The following is a 20,274-nucleotide window of genomic DNA, read 5'->3' as shown; positions in this document are numbered from 1 at the left end:
CCCCATTCACACGTATTCGGCCCGGATCCGGCCGGCTACCGCACCGTAGCGGCGTCGTATCGATCACGAGTTCCCCGGCTCAGTGCGTACTCGTCCGCACCGGCACGGCATCGGCAACGCCCCGTGCCGGTGCGGGGACGAACCGCGGAATGTACCGGTACATCACCGCCGCACCGGTCGTCGACACCATGCCCAGCCCGACGACCGCGAGCCCCAGTGCGACCACCGTCGCGGCGACGCCCGCGGCCAGTGGACCCAGGAACATTCCGAAATCGTGGGTGAGCCGCCAGGCCGCCAAGAATTGCGCGCGGGTGGCGGCGGGTGCGATATCTGCCCCCAATGTCATGATCACGCCGTTACCGAACCCGTTACCGATACCCATGATCACCGCGACCGCACCGATAGTCCACACATTGTGCGAGATCGGGAGCAGGAAATAGGACAGCGCGATGATCAGCAGCGAGGGCACCGCGATGAACCGGCGACCGTAGCGGTCCATCAATTGCCCGGCCGGATACGAACAGAGCAGATCGAACGCGGCCCCGATACCGAACACCATGGAGGCCGAGGCGGCGTCCAGGCCGATATGGTCGGCCCACAACGGTAACGCCGCTTCCCGTGCCGCCCGGGCCGCCCCCATCAGCATCGATCCCGCGCCCAACGTCACCAGCAACCGGCGATGCCGGCGCAGGATCGTCCCCAGCGAGACCCCGCCCACCGGCGCATCGTGGGCGCGGGACGGGTCGGGAACCCGCGACATCAGGTAGCCGGAAATGACCACACCGGCCAGTTGAACAGCGAATCCGCCGCGGGTCCCGATCCCGAGGATCACCAGCGCACCGGCGAACGGCCCGATGAGAAAGCCCAGCCGCCACATGAGCGCGAATGTCGCCATGGCCCGCGCCCGCATGGGTACCGGTACCACTTCGGCGAGATAGCTCTGCCGCGCCAGTCCCCACACCGCGTTCGACACCCCGGTCAGCAGGGCGCCGAGCGCCAGCACCACGGGCGTCCACGCCAGCAGCGACAGCAGCACACCGACGGTGCCGATCATCGATCCCGCGATGATGGACCGTCGCTCCCCGAACCGGGCCACCACCCGGCCCGCCGGAAGATCGCCCAGTACCGCGCCGAGACCGACGAGGGCCACGATCACTCCGGCCACACCCACCGAGGCACCGAGATCACGGGCCGTCAGGGCGATCACGGGGGAACCCGCACCCTGACCTATCCCGAATACGGCGGACGGGAGGAAAACAGTGGGTAGCAGTGGTCGCAGAGTTGTCCAGGTGGAGGTCATATGTTCTGCTCGGTCGCTGCGCTCTCCACCTCGCCGTTGCGGACCAGTCAGTCGATCCACAACTGGATCTCCCGCTCGCGCGTGACACCACCGGATCCGGCGACACCGGTGCTCTTCCAGTAGTTCGCCTTGTCCGGGCTCTCGCCTTCGCGTCCCCGCCGGGTGATGATGTCCTTGAATTGCGCGACCACCTGATCGCCCGGTGTGGTCTGCGCCCAGCGGATCGCGCGGGCGGTGCCCTGGGTCAGATCGGCCACGGCGTCGCGGTGACGGGCGAAATCGTCGCGGACGATATAGGTGCCGTGGCTGAAGGCACCGGTCGTCCTGGCTTCCGACGAGGTGCCGCACGCCGAAATCGAGGAGACGGCCGCGAGCAGCGCGAAGAGCAGAGCCTGCACACGTTTAGGCATTGCGTGATCATGACGACACCGCCGAGCGGCAACGAGATTTGCGCTATTCGCGATTCCAAACGTTGTCCGCCTGCGCTGCCCGGTGCAGCCTGGCATTCGTCACTGTGACCCGCGCCGACGCGGCAGTCGCTCATAAACAAGGGGTTCGAATGACGGATGCGCACGACTCGAGCACCGATGTTCTCGTGATCGGCGGTGGCCCCGCTGCCACCTGGGCCGCCCTGCGGGCCGCCCGCGCCGGCGCGGACGTGGTGCTCGCCGACAAGGGCTACTGCGGGACCAGTGGCGCCACCGCCTCTGCCGGTACCGGCGTCTGGTATGTCCCGCCGGACCCCGTCGAACGTGAGGCCGCTATCGCGAGCCGTGAGAGCCTGGGTGGCTACCTGGCCGATCGACGCTGGTCGGCGCGGGTGCTGGACGAGACCTACGACCGGCTGAACGAACTCGCCGAGCAGGGCCGCTACCCGTTCCCGGTCGGGCCGGACGGTAGGCAACTTCGCAACGGACTGCAGGGCCCGGAATACATGCGCCGGATGCGGATTCGCGTCCATCGTGCCGGTGTGCGGATCCTCGACCACAGCCCGGTCACCGAACTACTCGTCGATGCGGCGGGTGCCGTCGCGGGAGCCGCGGGCTATCGGCGGCAAGCCGGGGAGAATTACCGGGTCCGGGCCGGCGCGGTGGTACTGGCGACCGGTGGCTGCGCCTTCCAGTCCAAGGCGCTGGGCTGTGACGTGAACACCGGTGACGGCGCACTGTTCGCCGTGGAAGCCGGGGCCGAACTGTCCGGGATGGAATTCTCCAACGCCTACGGCATCGCGCCGGAGGGGACCTCGGTGACGAAGACAGCCTTCTATCATTTCGCCACCTTCTACCGTGCCGACGGTAGCGTGCTCGAAGGCGCCAGCGGACGCAACCGCTCCCCGATCGCCGCGGAGCTATTGCACGACAAGGTTTTCTGCCGTCTCGACCGGGCCGACGAACCGGCCCGCGCGGCCATGCGCCGCGCCCAGCCGAACTTCTTCCTGACCTTCGACCGGCTCGGAATCGACCCGTTCGCCGATAAATTCCCGATCACGCTGATCGCCGAGGGCACCGTTCGCGGCACCGGCGGGATCCGCCTCGTCACCGACGAATGCGGCACCAGCGTGCCAGGTCTCTACGCCGCCGGTGATGCCGCGACCCGCGAACTGATCTGCGGCGGCTTCACCGGCGGCGGCAGCCACAATGCCGCGTGGGCGATCTCCTCGGGCACCTGGGCCGGTGCGGGAGCCGCCCGATACGCGCTGGCAGTCGGCGCCGGCGCGGCGGGCCGGCGGCTTACCGGAATCGGAACGGCCGGTGCCCGGCCGGAGGGCCGCCGGATCGACCGCGATCCACGCCGCGTGGTGGAGGCCGTACAGCGGGAGGTCCTGCCGTACGACAAGAACTATCTGCGCCGCGGCAGTGTGCTGACCGAATCGCTGACGACACTGGACACGATCTGGACCGATATCCGCGAATCCCTGGGCGGCGACGGTGAAGAACGCGTGCGCACCCGGCAGGCCGCGGCGATGACCGCACACGCGCGGTGGATGTACCGGGCGGCACTGGCGCGCACCGAGACCCGCGGAATGGCGAAACGACTCGATTTCCCCGACCAGGATCCCGGTCAGCACCATCGCCTGATCACCGGCGGACTGGACCGGATCTGGGTCCGCCCGGAGCAGGCGGCGATCCCCGTGGCGGTGGCGTCGTGATCGAACTCGTCTCCGCGCAGCGTTGCATCGCCTGCGATAAATGCGTCATGGTCTGCCCGACCAATGTCTTCGACCGCGGCGCCGACGGTATCCCGGTGATCAGCCGGCACAGCGATTGCCAAACCTGCTTCCAGTGCGAAGCGAACTGCCCGGCCGACGCCTTGTTCGTGTCCCCCCGCACGACCCCGGAACCCGAATCCTCGACAGCCGGTGATCAGGAAGAAATGGTCCGCAGCGGACTGCTGGGCAGCTACCGCGCACAGATCGGGTGGGGCAAGGGCCGCAAACCCGGCACCCTCCAGGCGCTCGGCCCGGCACTCCAGCCCAACGGGGCACCGCTCACAAGTTGATCGCTTCGCTCTGGATACGGTCGAACTGCGCGGCCATCGCCTCGGCCGACGCTACCGGGACCCTCCATTCACGTCACTGGGCCAGCCGGCGAACTCCCAGCGGCCGTCGACGCCGAGACGGAGCACAGGGAGCGGGTCGCCATCATCGTCGTGCGTCGAGTTGGGGTAGCGGATGATGTCGTCGGCGAGGGGGAGCGTCCACGCACGATCGAGAAGGGCAGGCGGGAGGTAGTCCGAGGCGACGGTGAGCGGGAGACCGCGATCGGTCGCGAAGCAGGCCAGTGCGAGCAGATGCCAGGCGACGAAACCGGCTGATATCAGGCTTCTTTCGCTCGTTCCCGAGAAGCTTCTGTACTGCCGCAGGGCGTCGACGAACGCGGTGTTGAACTCGGTTGGCGTACCACCGACGGCAGCCTGTAGCGCCTGGATCGCCGGAGCCGCGCAGAGGGTGGCATACTCGTCGCGCGCCGCCTGGGCGGCATTCTGGGCTGCGTGCAAAGTGTCGTGGACTGCCGGGTCGCCGCAGTGGATTTGTTGCCACGCCAGCCCCCACAGACTCGCGTAGTCATTCGTCTCAGCGAGCGGGTAGCCGGGGTGGTCTGCACTGCCCAGCAGAAACATCAGCAGCCGTGGGTTGCGTGTGACAACGCTGATCCACAGGGCGGACAGAAAATCCGAGGCCGGCAACGGTGGTGACGCGCCGCCCGTAGCCGGGATCTGGAATACGTCGTCATCGATGATCATCGAGACGTAGCCGGCACCTACCGGCCGGCGCGCCGACTGTAACCGGGCCACCAACGCGTTGGCGGCCGAGTCAGCGTGGGAACGGACGATTCCCGAGCCATCACCGAAATCGCCGCGGCTGAAATACCCTGCGAGACCTAGGAAATGGGGGGCGATGTCCCGCAAGGCGGTGAGCGGGCTGTCGGTCAAGCGCTCGGCCAGAATGGTTCGGGCGGTCAGCTCGGAATCGACCACTTGGCGGTACACAATATCGGTGACAATGTCGCTGGTATCGACGAAACGGTCGTAGTCGGTTGTCGAGGTCATGTGGTCCCCCGATGTCGCAACGCTCCGCGGGTCCCGATCCATCGATTCGGTCGCCACAGCCGCCTCGGAAAGGCGGGACCATGCAACAGGGTCGGGCCAGTCGACCGCACTGTATCGAGTCGGCCGAAGCCCGGGGATCGGCGTGATGCCGGTGATCTCCACCGCGGCCTGGAACGGAACCATGAGTGTCTGTTCCCTGTCCTCACATACGAAAGCGATGTAATCCGCCTCGGGCAGCGACGCGTGTGCCCCTTCGCCCCACACCGTCACCATCTGCGGCGAACCATCCTCCTTCTGTTGGCCCACCACGATGTCGGCGACAAAGAGAGACTCAGACTCGTTCAAGTCCCCGTCCATCACCGCGTCGGAGTTGTATTTCTGCTGCAGCCAGTCGCGCTGCGCTCCGTATCGGGTGTAGGCCAGCAGCGTCCGGGCTCGGTCGACGACGGGCGGCAACGGTCCGGTGATCGCCCGATCCAGTGGGACCACCATCCCGTTGTCGTCGACGGTGTAGGCCTGCGGTGACAGAGGTCGGGCGGCGTCACGGACTTCCTGCTCCACGGTCTGATACAGATGCTCGAGCAGTTCCGGATCACCTGGAGCGACGATCAACGACGTGTAATCCGGAATGAATGCCACCGGCCGATGCCGGTAGCCGCGGGTACACGCCGCCAGCCAACCCGGGACGAGCAGCCACGACGGGAGATAGCTCGGGTCGTCTACGACGATACGGACTACGGCATCCTCGTCGAACTCGGTGGTGAAGACCGTTTCAGCGAGATTCCGCCGCGCGGCCTCGAACACCTCCTCCGCGCCCACGCCCCATTCGACCAGCTGCTGTTGTGCCGGGAGTACGATCCGGCCCGGCTCATCGATTGCCACCATCTCGTCGATGAACGGAAAAGCCGGCCGCCGCAACCGGGAATCTGAATCTTCGAGCATGTGCGTGCAGGGCCGCAGAACGGGTCGCAACAGCGGACGGACCTGGTCCCAGCTCGACAGTGCCGGAGCTGGGGCGAGCATCGCGGCGGCGAACCGCTCCACCTCGACCTGTCGTTCCGCGGCAGAGAAATCCCGCACCTGCTGGAAGATGTTGCTCAGATCGAGCACCACGCCGTCGTTGTATCGGATGACGAACTCATCCGGGTCATACGCCACCGCGCTGGCGCCGACCTTCATCATCTCCTGATAGACCTGCAACGCGAACTGCCGTTGCGCAGTCTGCTCCGAGACTGTCGACATCCACACCTACCTTCACGCGACACCCACCGACCCACCCGTAAGCAGATCCCCACCCCGTCGGGGCGAACATTCCGAGCTGCCATGTCGGCACGACCTCAGGTATCCACTTTCCCGCCTCCGGAAACCAACTGGCGGGGCGGGCTCGAGGAAGTCGACAGTGGGACACGCGACCTCACCAGTCCGGAACGACGACGCGAAACCATCCGTGATCACCTGCGTAGGTGATCTGACCTGACCAGGCTCCGCTACCGCTGTTTTCGCCAGATCACGCGTCGAGGGCAGGATTGCGGACCGGGATTGCCGCGGCGGGCGATTCTTCGCGTGCGGCGGTGGCCGGGTGGGCACGCAGGACGATCGCGCCGAGCAGGGCGGCCGCCGCACTGAAGCCGGCACTCACCCACGCTCCGACCGATACTGCCTCGGTGAAAGCGGTCTTCGCGATATCGGAGTACCCGAGTGTGAATGCCGCGCCGATGGATTCACGAGCCGCCGAGGGTGCGTCGGCCGGCATCTGTGTGGTGAACACTCCGGCCAGCACACTGCCCAGGATGGCGATACTCAGTGCCATACCGACCTGTTGGAGGGTGTCGTTGAGCGCCGAGCCCACGCCCGCGTGCCGCAGCGGTATGGCGTTCATGATCGCGGTGTAGGCGGCCGGACCGGCCAGACCACCGCCGATACCCATGACCAGCATGCTCACCAGGACCCACAGATATCCGGTGCCCGTGGCCAATATCGCGAAGGCGACCGACATCACGGCCAATCCCGCGACGATCAGCGTCTTGTTCGCCAGGTTCTTGCCCAGGGTCGCACCGAGCCCGTTGAACACCGCCCCGGCCAGGGCATAGGGCAGTAGCGCGAGACCGGCTTTCATCGGACCGTAGCCGAGAACGAACTGCAGGTATTGGGTGAGCATCAGCATCACCGCGCCCATACCGAACACCATGAGCAGCACCGTAGCGCAGGTACCGGTGAAATCGCGGTTGGCGAACAGTCCCAGCGGCAGCATCGGATGCTCCTGCCGCCGCTCCCACAGCACGAACGCGCCGGCGGATACGACCGCCAGGACGAGCACCGCGATATTCCACTCCCGCTCGATGACCAGGTACACGGTGGAGGCGAGCGCGAGGACGGACAACACCGCTCCCACCCCGTCGATCGGGCGTTGTTCACCGGTGGTCTCGGGCATCAGCACGAGTGCGGCGACGATCGCCAGCACGGCCACCGGAATGTTCAGCAGGAACACCGATCCCCACCAGAAATGCTCCAGCAGCAGACCGCCCAGGGTGGGGCCCGCGACGATACCGAGGATCGAGACGGTGGACCAGGCGGCCAGCGCCATTCGGCGTTCGTCCTCGTCGAAGGTGGTCATCAGGATCGACAGCGTCGAGGGCATCAGCAGCGCACCGCCGACGCCCATGACGGCCCGGGCGCCGACGACCTGCCAGGGCTCGGTGGCCAGCACCGCGGCCAGCGAGCCCACGCCCAGGACCGTCAGGCCCAGGATCAACATCAGCCGGCGGCCGAACCGATCGGACAGGCTACCCGCGGTGAGCAGTAGTCCGGCGAAGACCAGCACATAGGAATCGAGGATCCACTGGATATCGGAGGGGGTGGCGTCGAGTTCGCGGATCAGGGACGGGATGGCGATGTTCAGCACGGTGCTGTCGATCATCAGCACCATCAGCGCCAGGCAGAGCGCGGCGAGAACGAGCCAGCGGCGCGGGTCTCGTACAGTGTTCGAGTTCACCCGCACACTGTACGATGAAATCGCACACTGTGCGACACAGGTTAGGATCGAGAGGTGACCGACCAGTTCAGCAGCGTGTGGACCCGCCCGCCGCGCAAACCGAGGACCGCGGGCCTGGACCGGGAGCAGATCGTGCGGGCCGCGGTCGCGATCCTGGACAAAGAGGGCCTCGACGCACTCAGCATGCGCAGACTCGGCGCCGAACTCGACGCGGGCGCCACCAGCCTCTACTGGTACGTCGCGAACAAGAACGAACTGCTCGAACTCGCGCTGGACGAGATCTGGGGGGCGGTCGACGGCGCGGGCCTGGAACACACAGCCGGTTTGCGCGAACTGCTCAGTACCTTCGCCTACAACTTCCGCGGCGCGCTACTGGCCCACCCGTGGTCGGCGACACTCATCGGCCGGATACCGAGTGTCGGTCCGCAAGCTTTCCGGCTGACCGAACGGCTACGGCAGGCGTTCACCGAGGCGGGCTTCCGAGGATTGGACGTCTACCTCGCCAGCGGCACCGTCACCAGTTTCGTACTCGGCCAGGTCGTTCCGTTGATCGCGATGGAGCAGGCCCACGGCGGTTCCGTCGACCGCGACCAGGTGATGCGGATGCTCGACGAACTCAGCGCGGACTATCCGCAGATGCGCGCGGACTACCGGACACTCATGCCGGAGGATTCCGCCGTCGGCAACGCCATCGGCTTCGATTTCGGGTTGCTGTGCCTGCTGGACGGGCTCGAGGCCCGGCTACGCGCCCAGGGAACCCCGGAACCGGCGGGTGCCGACCCCGTCACCGCAGACGAATCCGACCACCCGTGACAACCGCCGGGCCGATCCGGCAGATATCGGAAGGAAACGTGCTCCCCGACAACGAATTCGCGGCATCGGTCGCCGACCGTCTCGCCGCACTGCCGAACGTCGTCGCCGTCACGCTGGGCGGATCCCGGGCGCAGGGCACCCACGCGCCCGACAGCGATTGGGACTTCGCGCTCTACTACCGCGACCGCTTCGAACCTGCCGACCTGCGCGCGGTGGGCTGGGCCGGAGAGGTGTCCGAGCTCGGGGCATGGGGTGGGGTGTTCAACGGCGGCGCATGGCTGACGATCGACGACCGCGCGGTCGATGTGCACTACCGGGATCTGACCGTGGTCGAACACGAACGCGCCGAAGCGGAACTGGGCCGATTCCGGTGGGAACCGCTCGCGTTCCACCTGGCGGGGATTCCGGCCTATCTGGTGGTGGGCGAACTCGCGCACGCACAGATGCTGCGGGGCAGACTGCCGCGACCCGGATTCCCGGCGGCCATGCGGGAGATCGCACCACCGATCTGGCGCAGACAGGCCGCGCTGACCCTGCACTACGCCCGGACCGCCTACGTCCCGCACGGGCGGCTCACCGAAACCGCCGGCGCGCTGGCCACCGCGGCGATGCAGACGGCGCATGCGATCGCGGCCGCGCGCGGTGAATGGGTCACCAACGAGAAACGGCTGCTGGATCGGGCCGGGTTACGTGATATCGATGAGATCGTGGGCGGGTTGACGAACGACCCGGCAGTCCTGGCTCGGGCAGTGGATGCGGCCCGAGAACTCTTCGCCGCGGCCGACGGCTCCTGATCGCCCGGCCCGGGTCACGGTATGGACTCGGCAAGATCGAAAATCACATATTCGCGAAGTTCCGTTTTCCGGGATGCGGGGGTAGCCGGCTGTCTTCTAGGCTCGCGGAGGGCCGCCGCCCGAGTACCCGGTACCAGGAAGCGGCTCATCGGGACGCGTCGTTCCCACGGCGCCTCTCGCAGCGCCCGGCCAACGGCGTGCCGGTACCGATATCGCGCCCGAGGGCCGACGACTCCGAAGGATCCACGTGAAAAAGACCGTCATGGCCGCCGCTGCCGTCGTTCTACCGCTGTTCTCGGTCACCGCCGCGGTCGCCGAGCCGGTACCGGTGCTACCCGGACCGCCGTCGGCGGTCGCCGAGGATCCGGTTCCCGCCGGACCGCTGGGCACTACGTTTCCGGTCCGCACCGGGGGCGATATGGCGGTCACCGTCCGGCCCGCCGAAACCGAGGTCGCGCCGCGCGCCGACGGTCAGCAGGTCCTGGTCTACGACGTCGCCGCCGAACAGACCGCGGGCAACCCCTACTTCCTGCCGACGCTCGACCTGCGCATGGTGACCGCCGACGGCACGACGGTGTATCCGTTGACCGACGTGCCCGGTGCGTACCCGTCCGGATTCCTGGAGCCCGGCCGACCGCGCCACGGACTGGTCGCCTTCGGCATCGACAACCAGCAGACAGCGGCGAAGATCCTCTTCGCCACCAGCGACTACTTCATCCAGAGCAGCTGGACCCTCTGACGCGTACCGGCGCCTATTCCAGTTCGCCCTCGGTCTCGAGATACACCTGGCGCAGCCTGTCCAGGGTCTCCGGTTCCGGGCTCGCCCACAGTTGACGTTCGGCCGCTTCCAGCAGCCGTTCGGCGATACCGTGCAACGCCCACGGATTGGACTGCTCCATGAACTTACGGTTGGTCTCGTCGAAGACATAGCTCTCGGCGAGCTTCTCGTACATCCAGTCGGCGATCACATCGGTGGTCGCGTCGTAGCCGAACAGGTAGTCGACGGTGGCCGCCATCTCGAAGGCGCCCTTGTAACCGTGCCGGCGCATGGCCTCGAGCCAGCGCGGATTGACCACCCGAGCCCGGAACACCCGGGCGGTCTCCTCCGACAGGGTGCGAGTACGCACCGCGTCCGGGCGGGTGCTGTCACCGATATAGGCCTCCGGGTTCTTCCCGGTCAGGGCGCGCACCGTGGCGACCATGCCGCCGTGGTACTGGAAGTAATCGTCGGAATCGGCGATATCGTGCTCGCGAGTATCGGTGTTCTTCGCGGCGACCGCTATCCGGCGGTACGCGGTGCGCATATCGTCGGCCGCCGGTGCGCCGTCGAGATCGCGCCCGTAGGCGTAGCCACCCCAGGTGGTGTAGACCTGCGCGAGATCGTCGTCGGTGCGCCAGCTCTTGGAATCGATCAGCTGGAGCAGGCCCGCGCCGTAGGTACCCGGTTTCGACCCGAAAATACGGGTGGTGGCCCGGCGTTCGTCACCGTGCTCGGCGAGATCGGCGCGGGTGTGGGCGCGCACGTAGTTCGACTCCGCGGGTTCGTCCAGTTCGGCGACGAGCCGCACCGCGTCATCGAGCATCGCCAGGACATGCGGGAACGCGTCGCGGAAGAAACCGCTGATCCGCACCGTCACATCCACGCGCGGGCGGCCCAGCTCCGCGAGGTCGATCACCTCGAGAGTGGTGACCCGGCGGCTGGCCTCGTCCCAGACCGGGCGCACCCCCAGCAGCGCCAGCACCTCGGCGATATCGTCACCGGAGGTCCGCATCGCCGAGGTACCCCAGACCGAGAGGCCCACCGAACGCGGGTATTCGCCGTGATCGGCGAGGTAGCGGTCGAGCAGTGATTCCGCCATGGCCTGGCCGGTTTCCCAGGCCAGTCGCGACGGGACGGCCTTCGGGTCGACGGAGTAGAAATTGCGGCCGGTGGGCAGCACATTGATCAGCCCGCGCAACGGCGAACCACTCGGACCGGCGGGGATGAAACCACCGTTCAGCGCGTGCAGCACCCGGTGGATCTCGATCCCGGTCCCGCGCAAGCGCGGCACCACCTCGGTCGCGGCGAAGCGCAGCACCGAGGCGACGGCAGCGCGGTCCGCACCGGCGGTGTCGAACAATTCGGCCGCGTGCGCGTCGACGAGCCCGTCCACCGCGTCGGGCGCCCACTCGGCGGCCTGCAACGCGACGACCAGTTCCCGCGCCCGCGCCTCGACGGTATCGACCCGCCCCCGGGCCTCGCCACCGGCTTCGCTGAGCCCCAGCGCTTCCCGCAGACCCGGCACCGACATCTCCCCGCCCCACAGCTGCCGCGCCCGCAGCATGGCCAGGACCAGGTCCACCTCACTGTCACCGGCCGGGGCGCGGCCGAGGATATGCAGGCCGTCGCGGATCTGGACATCCTTGATCTCGCACAGCCAGCCGTCGACGTGCAGCAGCATGTCGTCGAAGGTTTCCTCGTCCGGACGTTCGGCCAGGCCCAGATCGTGGTCCATTTTCGCGGCGCGCATGAGGGTCCAGATCTGCTGCCTGATCGCGGGCAGTTTGGCCGGGTCCAGCGCGGAGATATTGGCATGCTCGTCGAGCAACTGTTCGAGCCGGGAGATATCGCCGTAGCTCTCGGCGCGCGCCATCGGCGGAATCAGGTGATCCACCAGGGTGGCGTGCGCGCGGCGTTTGGCCTGCGTACCCTCCCCCGGATCGTTCACGAGGAACGGGTAGATCAACGGCAGATCCCCCAGGGCGGCATCCGTACCGCATGCCGCGGACATACCCAGCGTCTTCCCGGGCAGCCATTCCAGGTTGCCGTGCTTACCCAGATGCACCATCGCGTCGGCGCCGAAACCGCCGGCCGCGGGATCGGTGGAGAGCCAGCGGTAGGCGGCCAGATAGTGGTGGCTGGGCGGGAGATCGGGGTCGTGGTAGATCGCGACCGGGTTCTCCCCGAAACCGCGCGGCGGCTGCACCATCAGCACCACGTTTCCGAAACGCAGTGCGGCGATAACGATTTCACCGCGTGGGTCGGTGGACCGGTCGAGGTACAGCTCACCCGGCGGCGGACCCCACGCCGCCACCACCGCGGTGCGCAGTTCCTCGGGGAGGGTGGCGAACCAGGCGGTGTAGACCTCGGCACCGATCCGCACGGGATTGCCCTCGAGCTGTTCGGCGGTGAGCCAATCGGGATCCTGACCACCGGCCGCGATGAGGGCGTGCATCAGGGCGTCGCCGTCGCGTTCCTCCAGGCCCGGAACCTCGCCGACGGCGCCGAGATCATATCCGGCGGTGCGCATTTCGGTGAGCAACGCGATAGCGCTGGCCGGAGTATCGAGTCCGACGGCATTGCCGATCCGGGCGTGCTTCGTCGGATAGGCCGACAGCATCAGCGCCAGCCGTTTACGTTCCGCGGGGATATGCCGCAAACGAGCGTGGCGCACCGCGATCCCGGCGACCCGGGCGGCGCGCTCGGGATCGGGAACATAGGTGGACAGCCCGTCGGAGTCGAACTCCTTGAAAGAGAACGGCACCGTGATGAGACGGCCGTCGAATTCGGGCACCGCGACCTGGGTCGCCACATCCAGCGGAGACAATCCGTCGTCGTTGGCCTCCCACTGGGCGCGACCACTGGTCAGGCACAGACCCTGCAGGATCGGTACATCCAGTTCGGCGAGGGCACCGATATCCCAGGCCTCGTCGTCACCGCCCGCCGAGGCGAGTGCCGGTTTACTGCCGCCGGCGGCCAGTACGGTGACCACCAGTGCGTCGGCCTGCCGGAGCGTGGCCAGCAGATCGGGTTCAGCGGTGCGCAGCGACGCGCAATAGACGGGGATCGGTACCGCGCCGGCGTCCTCGATCGCCCCGCAGAGGGCATCGATATAGCCGGTGTTCCCGGCCAGATGCTGAGCCCGGTAGTAGACGACGCCGACGGTCGGCTTCCCGGCCACCGATTCCGGATACCGGACAGCGCGTTCCAGCCGGCCCCAGCTGGGCAACTGCACCGGCGGTTCGAATCCGTGCCCAGTGAGCAGGACCGTATCGGACAGGAAATTGTGCAGCTGCCGCAGATTCTGCGGGCCACCGGCCGCCAGATAGTTGTGTGCGTCGGAGGCCACACCCACCGGAACGGTCGAACATTCCATGAGTTCGGCGTCGGGAGCCATCTCACCACCGACCGCCACCACCGGCACACCGCTCGCGCGCACCGCGGCCAGACCGTCCTCCCAGGCCCGCTTACCGCCGAGAATTCGCACGATCACCAGATCGGCATCCGCGAGCAGACCGGGCAGATCGTCCACCAGCAACCGGGCCGGATTACCCCACCGGTAGCCGGCGCCGCTGGCGCGCGCGCTCAGCAGATCGGTATCGGAGGTGGACAGCAGCAGAATCACAGCGATGACCTTCCTGGGTGACGCGCCCGTGGGGGGTTGTGTGCTCGCCGGAGAGGGTCTGGCTGTATCAGTGGCGCGACCGCACCGGAGTTCCACCGGTTTCCTCGTCACCCGTCGAGCCCCCGGATGCTACCGCGACCGCCCGAGCCGGTCGTCACCACACCGGCCGGGACCGAAACCTGGACCATCCAGGTCCCGGCGATCGACCATCGCGGCACGTGCTTACTCTGATGAGGTCATGGCACGTACCGATCCCGATTCCTGCCCCGGTGTCCTGCGCTTGCACGCGGCCGCCGACGGCCCGCTGGCCCGGGTCCGGGTCCCCGGAGGAACGCTCGCTCCCGAACAGCTACAGGCCCTCGCCGGGGCGGCCCACGATCTCGGGGACGGCGCGATCGAACTGACTTCCCGCGGCAATGTGCAGATCCGCCGAGTCCGGGATGCGGGTGCACTCGCCGAACGCCTGGCCGCCGCGGGGTTGTTGCCGAGCCGCACTCACGAGCGGGTCCGCAATATCATCGCCTCCCCCTTGTCCGGACGGGCCGGTGACCACCCCGATATCCGGCCGCTGGTGTCCGCGCTGGACTCGGGTCTGCTCGGTTCGCCGGCGCTCGCCACGCTTCCGGGCCGAGTGCTGTTCACCCTCGACGACGGCCGGGGCGATGTGAGCCCGCTACGCCCGGATATCGGTCTGCACGCGCTCGGCGGCGAACGATCCGCACTCCTGCTCGCCGGCCGGGACAGCGGAATCCGCGTGACCACCGCCGATGCGGCCGAGGTGCTGCTGGCGGCCGCGCACGGATTCGTCGAACTCGCCGACGGGCAGTGGCGGCTGCACGAGATCGAGGACGGCCTCGCGCGACTGGCCGCACTGCTGGGGCTCGAACCCGGACCCGACCGGCTGGAATTCACCGGCCCCGCCGAACCGCCGATCGGCTGGATCCCGCAACACGACGATCTCGTCTCGCTCGGCGCGGGCATACGCCTGGGTTCGCTGCCCGCCCGGACCGCTGAATTCCTCGCCGCGGTCGAACGCCCGATCCTGCTCACCCCGTGGCGCAGTCTGATCATCGCCGACCTCGAAGAGGGGCCGGCCGAGCAGGTTGTCCGCGTACTGGCGCCGATGGGCCTCATCTTCGACGCCGCCTCCCCGTGGCTGCGGATCACCGCGTGTGCGGGGCAGCCCGGCTGCGCCAGATCGCATACCGATGTCCGTGCCGACGCGGCGGCCGCTGTCGAATCCGGCCGGACGGATCTCCCCGATGCCACGGCCACGGATGCTCCGATCCCCGCCGTGGCAATCACGACGGCCGGACGACAGCACTGGTCCGGTTGCGAGCGCCGCTGCGGCCGGCCCGCTGCGACGGTCACCGAGGTCACCGCTGGTCCCGAGGGTTACCGAGTCGGACCGCCGCGCACCTGAGCAGCTGTACCGCGGAGTGCCGGGGCCGCCCGGCGGACTCGCTCTACTGCTGCTGAGATGTCGAGGTCTTCTCGATGGGTCTCGAACGACGGTCTCCGTCATCCTGTTTGCCATGGCTGGCCAGCAGGAGCACGATGATCAACAACCCCATGACGCCCGCGACTGCCAGTGAAGCCGACGGCTTGCGCAATTGCTCGGCTTCCTCGCGTAACGACATCTCCTCCGGCAACGGCGGGACCGATCCGGCGGCGTGGTGTTCGGGTCGCGCCGCGGCTGCCGTGCATCGGTTCAGCCGATTCGAATCACCGGTGACGAATGACGAACTGCGTTGGGGGGCCTGAACTGTGAGCATGCGAAAATGGTATCGGTGTCCGAAAGCCGAACATTCAGAAACTTCCCAATAATGGGGAATTAACTTCGCATTACCGCGAGGGTGCTCCAGGTCACGTCTTCGCCGGTCAGCGGCCTAGAGCCGGGATCAGCAGGCCCGCAAGGCAAATCGACACGTTGTGATGTGCGGTACGCTGTCCGGCCCTTTCCCGGCCTGTGTCGAACACCATAGGTCAGCCGGCCTGGACGCGCCGGATACCCCGCATAGGCCCGAGGGGCATACCGCAGCCGGTTGGGCAGCAACGGCCAGACCGTGCGCACCATCGCCGCATTGTCGGCGTCGTAGATCATGCCCTGGATCTGCGGGAGCGACCGGATGAGGCGGTCCCACGGGCCCTGGAAGAAGTTCGAAAGGTCCCCCAGGGCGGCACCCACCGCCGGATGCATGTTCTACAGGATGCCGATACGGCCGAGGAACAGCACGTTCCGCAGATCTCCGGCATATTCCCAGGTCAGCGACCCGGGCCCGATCGGCGCCCCGACAGACGTGGTGGGGCGGCAATTTCCGGAGCAACCACGATCCGACCTCCTCGTCGAACAGTGCGAAATTCTGAGATGAATAGAAGGTGATCATCTCAGCGTCCCGACGCGTGGGGCGGCGACCGCTTGCCGAGGGTTTCCAGTACGCCCGCCGCCGCCGTGTCGTATCGTCGTCTGGACTGATGTCCATACACTTGTGCATACACCCGGGGTCGAGACCGCAGGGAGCCGGCGCCGGTAGGAGAAAGCAGGTTCACCGATGAAGACCAAAGGCGCTCTCATCTGGGAATTCGACCAGCCGTGGCATATCGAGGAGATCGAGATCGGCGATCCCCGCAAACACGAGGTGAAGGTCCAGCTGGAAGCGGCCGGGATGTGCCATTCCGACCACCACCTGGTGACCGGCGGGATCCCCATGATGGGGTTCCCGGTACTCGGCGGACACGAAGGCGCCGGCATCGTGACCGAGATCGGCGAAGGCGTGGAGGATCTCGCGGTCGGCGACCACGTCGTCCTGTCGTTCATCCCATCGTGCGGGAAATGCAAATCCTGTCAGGCGGGACTGCGCAACCTCTGCGACCTCGGCGCGCTCCTGCTCGCCGGCACCTCGGTGACCGACGGATCGTTCCGGATCCGGGCCCGCGGCCAGGATGTCTATCCGATGGCCCTGCTGGGCACCTTCGCTCCCTACCTGGTGGTGCACGAGAGCTCGGTGGTGAAGATCGACCCGTCGATCCCGTTCGAGGTCGCCTGCCTCGTCGGCTGCGGTGTCACCACCGGATACGGATCGGCCGTCCGCACCGCCGATATCCGGCCGGGCGAGGATGTCGCCGTCATCGGCCTGGGCGGGGTCGGCATCTCCGCGTTGCAGGGCGCCGTCCACGCGGGCGCCCGCTACATCTTCGCGGTCGACCCAGTGCCGTGGAAACGTGAACAGGCCCTGAAATTCGGCGCCACCCACGCCTACGCGACCATCGAGGAAGCGACGGCCGGATGCGCGGAGATCACCTGGGGCGGTATGGCCAAGAAGGTGATCGTGACCGTCGGCGAGGTCCACGGTGCGGACGTAGACAGCTGGATGGGTATCACGGCCAAAGCCGGTACCTGCGTGCTCACCGCCATGGGCAATCTGACCGACAACAAGACCACCCTGAACCTGGCCATGCTCTCGCTGTTGCAGAAGAACCTGCAGGGCACCATCTTCGGTGGCGGCAACCCGCACTACGACATCCCCCACCTGCTGTCGATGTACCAGGTCGGCAAGTTGAATCTCGACGATATGGTCACTCGGCAGTACCGGCTCGAGGACATCAACGACGGCTATCAGGACATGCTCGCCGGGCGCAATATCCGCGGCATCATCCGCTACACCGACGCGGACCGCTGATCCGGCCGACCACCGGGCCGGGAACCGCACCACGACCGAGGCCGGGACACGACCAGGAGGAAGTATGAGGTATCGGGTCGTCCAGTGGGCCACCGGATCGGTCGGCCGGGCCGCACTGGAATGCATCATCGATCACCCCGAGCTCGAATTGGTGGGCTGCTGGGTCCATTCCCCCGACAAACGCGGACGCGACGTAGGCGAACTCATCGGCCGGCCGGCCCTCGGGGTGACGGCCACCGACAGCCTCGACGAGATCCTCGCACTCCCCGCCGACGCGGTGATCTACGCGCCGCTGCTGCCGCACCCCCGAGAAGTAGCGGCCTTGCTGCGGTCCGGGAAGAACGTGGTGACGCCGGTCGGCTGGTTCTACCCCACCGACGAGCAGGCCGCGCCGCTCCAGCAGGCCTGCCTGGACGGCGGGGCCACCCTGCACGGCACCGGAATCGACCCCGGTGGGGTCACCGAAGTGTTCCCGCTGCTGCTGTCGGCGATGTCCGCGGCTGTCACCTTCGTCCGCGGCGAAGAGTTCTCCGATATCCGGACCTACGGTGCGCCCGATGTGGTCCGCCACATCATGCGGTTCGGTGCCACACCGGCCGAGGCCGCCGAGGGGCCGATGACCCAGTTGCTCGACGGCGGGTTCCGCCAATCGGTCCGGATGATCCTGGACACTCTGGGCTTCACCGGATTCCCGCAGATCCGCACCGCACACGAGATCGCGGTCGCGACCGCGCCGATCGAATCACCCATCGGCACCATCGAACCCGGGCAGGTGGCCGGTCAACGCTTCCACTGGGAGGCGGTGGCCGACGGTGAGACCGTCGTCCGGATCGGGGTCAACTGGCTGATGGGCCAGCAGCACCTGGATCCACCCTGGACTCTCGGCGTGGAAGGTGAACGCTTCGAGATCGAGATCGACGGCGATCCGGGCACTTTCGTGACCATTCGCGGCTGGCAACCCGAGCCTGGCGATCCGCCGGAGGCCAAGAATCCGGGTATCGCCGCGACGGCGGCGCACTGCGTCAATTCCATCCCGTACGTCTGCGCGGCCGAACCCGGTATCCGGACCTCGGTCGAACTGCCGATGGTGGCCGGCCGCGCCCATCCGAGGTTCACGAAGGGTCCGCGCTAGGCGCCGGATCTCAGGCGCGGCGCAGCGCCAGCACGGGGATGGTGCGGAACCCGGCCGCCTTCTGCTCGTATTCGGCGAATCCCGGATAACGGCGCGCCTGTTCGCCGTAGATCCGGTCGCGCTCCGCACCCGTCAGTTCCGTCACGGTGACCGGGTAGGTCTCCGTGCCCCGCTCCACCGTGGCCTGTCCGGCGGTCGTGAGGTTGTGAAACCAGTCCGGGTGAGTGGGGGCGCCGGCTTTGCTGGCGAATACGTAGACCAGGTCCTCCGGGGCCTGTTCATCGGCCATGTACATCATCGGCGTCACCGATTCACGGCCGGTACGCCGACCACGGTGGTGCACCAGTGCCATCGGTGCACCCTCGAACGGCCCGCCGACCCGGCCCTCGTTGGCCCGGAATTCCGTGATGATCCGGTCGTTCCAGTCGTCTGCCATACCCGGCATTATCCAGCGGGACACCGGCGGCGCCCGTACTACTGGTCACGCGGCGGGTCATCGCGGCGACCGCCTGTCTCGATTCGGAAAGTAGGCGGGCCGCTACCGCAGGCACAGCGGCGCGATATCGGTGAGACCGCCGGTGGTCGGCGAGGTCAGGTACATACACGGCGACTGGCCCGCCGCGGTGATGGCGGACTTCACCTGATCCCAGGTCGATGCGTCCAGTGCGGCCGAGCGGGAGAGCACGAACCCGGACAGCCGGGTCGGGTCGGTGACCAGCGCCCACGAGTAATCGGGCGCGAGGGCGGTGACGATGTAGTTCGTCGGGCCGTCGAGCATGTCCTGGCTCGGCACCCCGGGGAAACTGACGTGCAGCTGGGCTCCGGTCACCGGATCGTTCACCTTCGCGGTTCCGCGGATCTCGTTCGTACCGCCCGACCAGGTGGTGCAGGAGTTGTGGACGGCGATATTGCCCTGCGGATCGAGTGTGTACTCCGCGCGGGTATCGCGCGCACACTCGAGGTTGAACGGCTGAGGCACGGCGGCGAGCTGGTTCCAGACACCGAGGTACCTGTTCAGGTCCAGTGCCGGCACGGGCGCCGGGCCGGGGGGCAGTGCCGGTTGGGCGATCGCCCCGGCGCCCGAGGCGAGGGCGCCGAAGGTCATGAGGGCGGCCACGAGGCCGGCGGTGCGGCGAACTGCGCGATGTGCTGTCACGGAAAACTCCTAAGTGTTCGGCGATGTGTGACCACACTAACCAATATGGATGCATAATCGATGCGTACCCAGTCGGCACAGGAGGAACGATGGTAGCCATTGGATTCGCCCGGTTCATGGGAGCGGCTACGGCGTGTTACGGACTTATCGTGGCCATCCGCCCCGCCGTGCTGTTAGGGCCCTGCGGTTGGCACGACGACGACCCCGGCCGCCGCGCCTTGGCGCGCACCACCGCCTGCCGGGATCTCGCCTCGGGTCTCGGCATAGCCCTCGCACCCACCCCGGCCGCCCTGCGGGTCGCCACGGGCTGCCGGGTCCTCGCCGATTTCTCCGACGCCGGCGTCCTCGCCGTGGCGCTGCGCGGGCGGCCGCAACGCACCAAGGCCGTGGCGGTGGCCGCGGGCTGGGGCCTGCTGTGCGGCGCGGCAGGCCTGACCGCGACGAGGACGCGGTGAGCGCGGCCGACCGGACGC

Annotated in this window: 17 protein-coding genes and 1 pseudogene; 9 read left to right on the top strand and 9 right to left on the bottom strand. The window is 67.6% G+C overall.

Annotation, left to right across the window (positions count from 1 at the left end):
• Positions 1 to 79 precede the first annotated feature (79 nt).
• Positions 80 to 1,300 carry an MFS transporter gene (locus OG405_RS07195; RefSeq protein ID WP_327150837.1) on the bottom strand — a complete coding sequence of 407 codons (1,221 nt, stop codon included), beginning with the start codon at positions 1,298 to 1,300 and terminating at the stop codon, positions 80 to 82.
• Between the two features lie 50 nt (positions 1,301 to 1,350).
• Positions 1,351 to 1,617: pseudogene (locus OG405_RS07190) on the bottom strand (ABC transporter substrate-binding protein); the annotation flags it as partial.
• 242 nt (positions 1,618 to 1,859) lie between these two features.
• Here OG405_RS07190 and OG405_RS07185 point away from each other — a divergent pair.
• Both OG405_RS07185 and OG405_RS07180 read left to right on the top strand, forming a co-directional pair.
• Entirely contained in the window at positions 1,860 to 3,449 is a 1,590-nt protein-coding gene (locus OG405_RS07185; RefSeq protein WP_327150836.1) for an FAD-binding protein, read from the top strand.
• Positions 3,446 to 3,799, top strand: a complete 354-nt coding sequence (locus tag OG405_RS07180; protein WP_327150835.1) for a ferredoxin family protein — start codon at positions 3,446 to 3,448, stop codon at positions 3,797 to 3,799. Before OG405_RS07185 ends, OG405_RS07180 begins: the two co-directional genes overlap by 4 nt.
• A 51-nt stretch (positions 3,800 to 3,850) precedes the next feature.
• On the opposite strand, the gene OG405_RS07175 is transcribed toward OG405_RS07180, so the two are convergent.
• Together OG405_RS07175 and OG405_RS07170 are read right to left on the bottom strand one after the other, a co-directional pair.
• Entirely contained in the window at positions 3,851 to 6,091 is a 2,241-nt protein-coding gene (locus OG405_RS07175) for an Imm49 family immunity protein (RefSeq protein WP_327150834.1), read from the bottom strand.
• 265 nt (positions 6,092 to 6,356) lie between these two features.
• Positions 6,357 to 7,841 (bottom strand): MFS transporter, encoded by a 1,485-nt coding sequence (locus OG405_RS07170; protein WP_327150833.1) that lies wholly within the window; start codon positions 7,839 to 7,841, stop codon positions 6,357 to 6,359.
• Between the two features lie 54 nt (positions 7,842 to 7,895).
• Here OG405_RS07170 and OG405_RS07165 point away from each other — a divergent pair, with 54 nt between their 5' ends.
• The 3 genes from OG405_RS07165 to OG405_RS07155 all read left to right on the top strand — a co-directional run bounded on the left by OG405_RS07165 (position 7,896) and on the right by OG405_RS07155 (position 10,187).
• Entirely contained in the window at positions 7,896 to 8,654 is a 759-nt protein-coding gene (locus OG405_RS07165; RefSeq protein WP_327150832.1) for a TetR/AcrR family transcriptional regulator C-terminal domain-containing protein, read from the top strand.
• A 38-nt stretch (positions 8,655 to 8,692) separates the two neighbouring features.
• On the top strand, positions 8,693 to 9,448 hold the full coding sequence (locus OG405_RS07160) for a nucleotidyltransferase domain-containing protein (RefSeq protein WP_327150831.1): 756 nt from the start codon (positions 8,693 to 8,695) through the stop codon (positions 9,446 to 9,448).
• A 247-nt stretch (positions 9,449 to 9,695) separates the two neighbouring features.
• A complete protein-coding gene (locus tag OG405_RS07155; RefSeq protein ID WP_327150830.1) occupies positions 9,696 to 10,187 on the top strand; it encodes a hypothetical protein in 492 nt (163 codons plus the stop codon).
• Between the two features lie 13 nt (positions 10,188 to 10,200).
• Here the strand turns inward: OG405_RS07155 and cobN are convergent, their stop codons facing one another.
• Complete coding sequence (gene cobN / locus OG405_RS07150) at positions 10,201 to 13,833, bottom strand: cobaltochelatase subunit CobN (RefSeq protein WP_327150829.1); 3,633 nt, start codon at positions 13,831 to 13,833, stop codon at positions 10,201 to 10,203.
• Between the two features lie 238 nt (positions 13,834 to 14,071).
• Here cobN and cobG point away from each other — a divergent pair, with 238 nt between their 5' ends.
• Positions 14,072 to 15,256, top strand: a complete 1,185-nt coding sequence (gene cobG, locus OG405_RS07145) for a precorrin-3B synthase (protein ID WP_327150828.1) — start codon at positions 14,072 to 14,074, stop codon at positions 15,254 to 15,256.
• A gap of 43 nt (positions 15,257 to 15,299) precedes the next feature.
• Here the strand turns inward: cobG and OG405_RS07140 are convergent, their stop codons facing one another.
• Positions 15,300 to 15,608, bottom strand: a complete 309-nt coding sequence (locus OG405_RS07140; protein WP_327150827.1) for a hypothetical protein — start codon at positions 15,606 to 15,608, stop codon at positions 15,300 to 15,302.
• 59 nt (positions 15,609 to 15,667) lie between these two features.
• Positions 15,668 to 16,033 (bottom strand): oxygenase MpaB family protein, encoded by a 366-nt coding sequence (locus tag OG405_RS07135; RefSeq protein WP_327150826.1) that lies wholly within the window; start codon positions 16,031 to 16,033, stop codon positions 15,668 to 15,670.
• 352 nt (positions 16,034 to 16,385) lie between these two features.
• Here OG405_RS07135 and OG405_RS07130 point away from each other — a divergent pair, with 352 nt between their 5' ends.
• On the top strand, positions 16,386 to 17,513 hold the full coding sequence (locus OG405_RS07130) for an NDMA-dependent alcohol dehydrogenase (RefSeq protein WP_327150824.1): 1,128 nt from the start codon (positions 16,386 to 16,388) through the stop codon (positions 17,511 to 17,513).
• Positions 17,514 to 17,577: 64 nt separating this feature from the next.
• The gene (locus tag OG405_RS07125; RefSeq protein WP_327150823.1) at positions 17,578 to 18,645 is read left to right on the top strand and encodes an NAD(P)H-dependent amine dehydrogenase family protein; all 1,068 of its coding nucleotides are present in this window, start codon (positions 17,578 to 17,580) and stop codon (positions 18,643 to 18,645) included.
• Positions 18,646 to 18,655: 10 nt separating this feature from the next.
• On the opposite strand, the gene OG405_RS07120 is transcribed toward OG405_RS07125, so the two are convergent.
• Positions 18,656 to 19,081, bottom strand: coding sequence for a nitroreductase family deazaflavin-dependent oxidoreductase (locus OG405_RS07120; protein WP_327150822.1), 426 nt, complete (start codon positions 19,079 to 19,081; stop codon positions 18,656 to 18,658).
• A gap of 102 nt (positions 19,082 to 19,183) precedes the next feature.
• Complete coding sequence (locus tag OG405_RS07115; protein ID WP_442790733.1) at positions 19,184 to 19,750, bottom strand: lipocalin family protein; 567 nt, start codon at positions 19,748 to 19,750, stop codon at positions 19,184 to 19,186.
• Between the two features lie 140 nt (positions 19,751 to 19,890).
• On the opposite strand from OG405_RS07115, the gene OG405_RS07110 reads away from it, so the two are divergent.
• The gene (locus OG405_RS07110; RefSeq protein WP_327150820.1) at positions 19,891 to 20,256 is read left to right on the top strand and encodes a hypothetical protein; all 366 of its coding nucleotides are present in this window, start codon (positions 19,891 to 19,893) and stop codon (positions 20,254 to 20,256) included.
• Positions 20,257 to 20,274 lie beyond the last annotated feature (18 nt).

This window comes from Nocardia sp. NBC_01329, from assembly GCF_035956715.1.
Taxonomy (GTDB): Bacteria; Actinomycetota; Actinomycetes; order Mycobacteriales; family Mycobacteriaceae; genus Nocardia.
The sequence above is the reverse complement of the archived record's forward strand: the minus strand, read 5'-3'. Positions and strand labels throughout refer to the sequence as shown.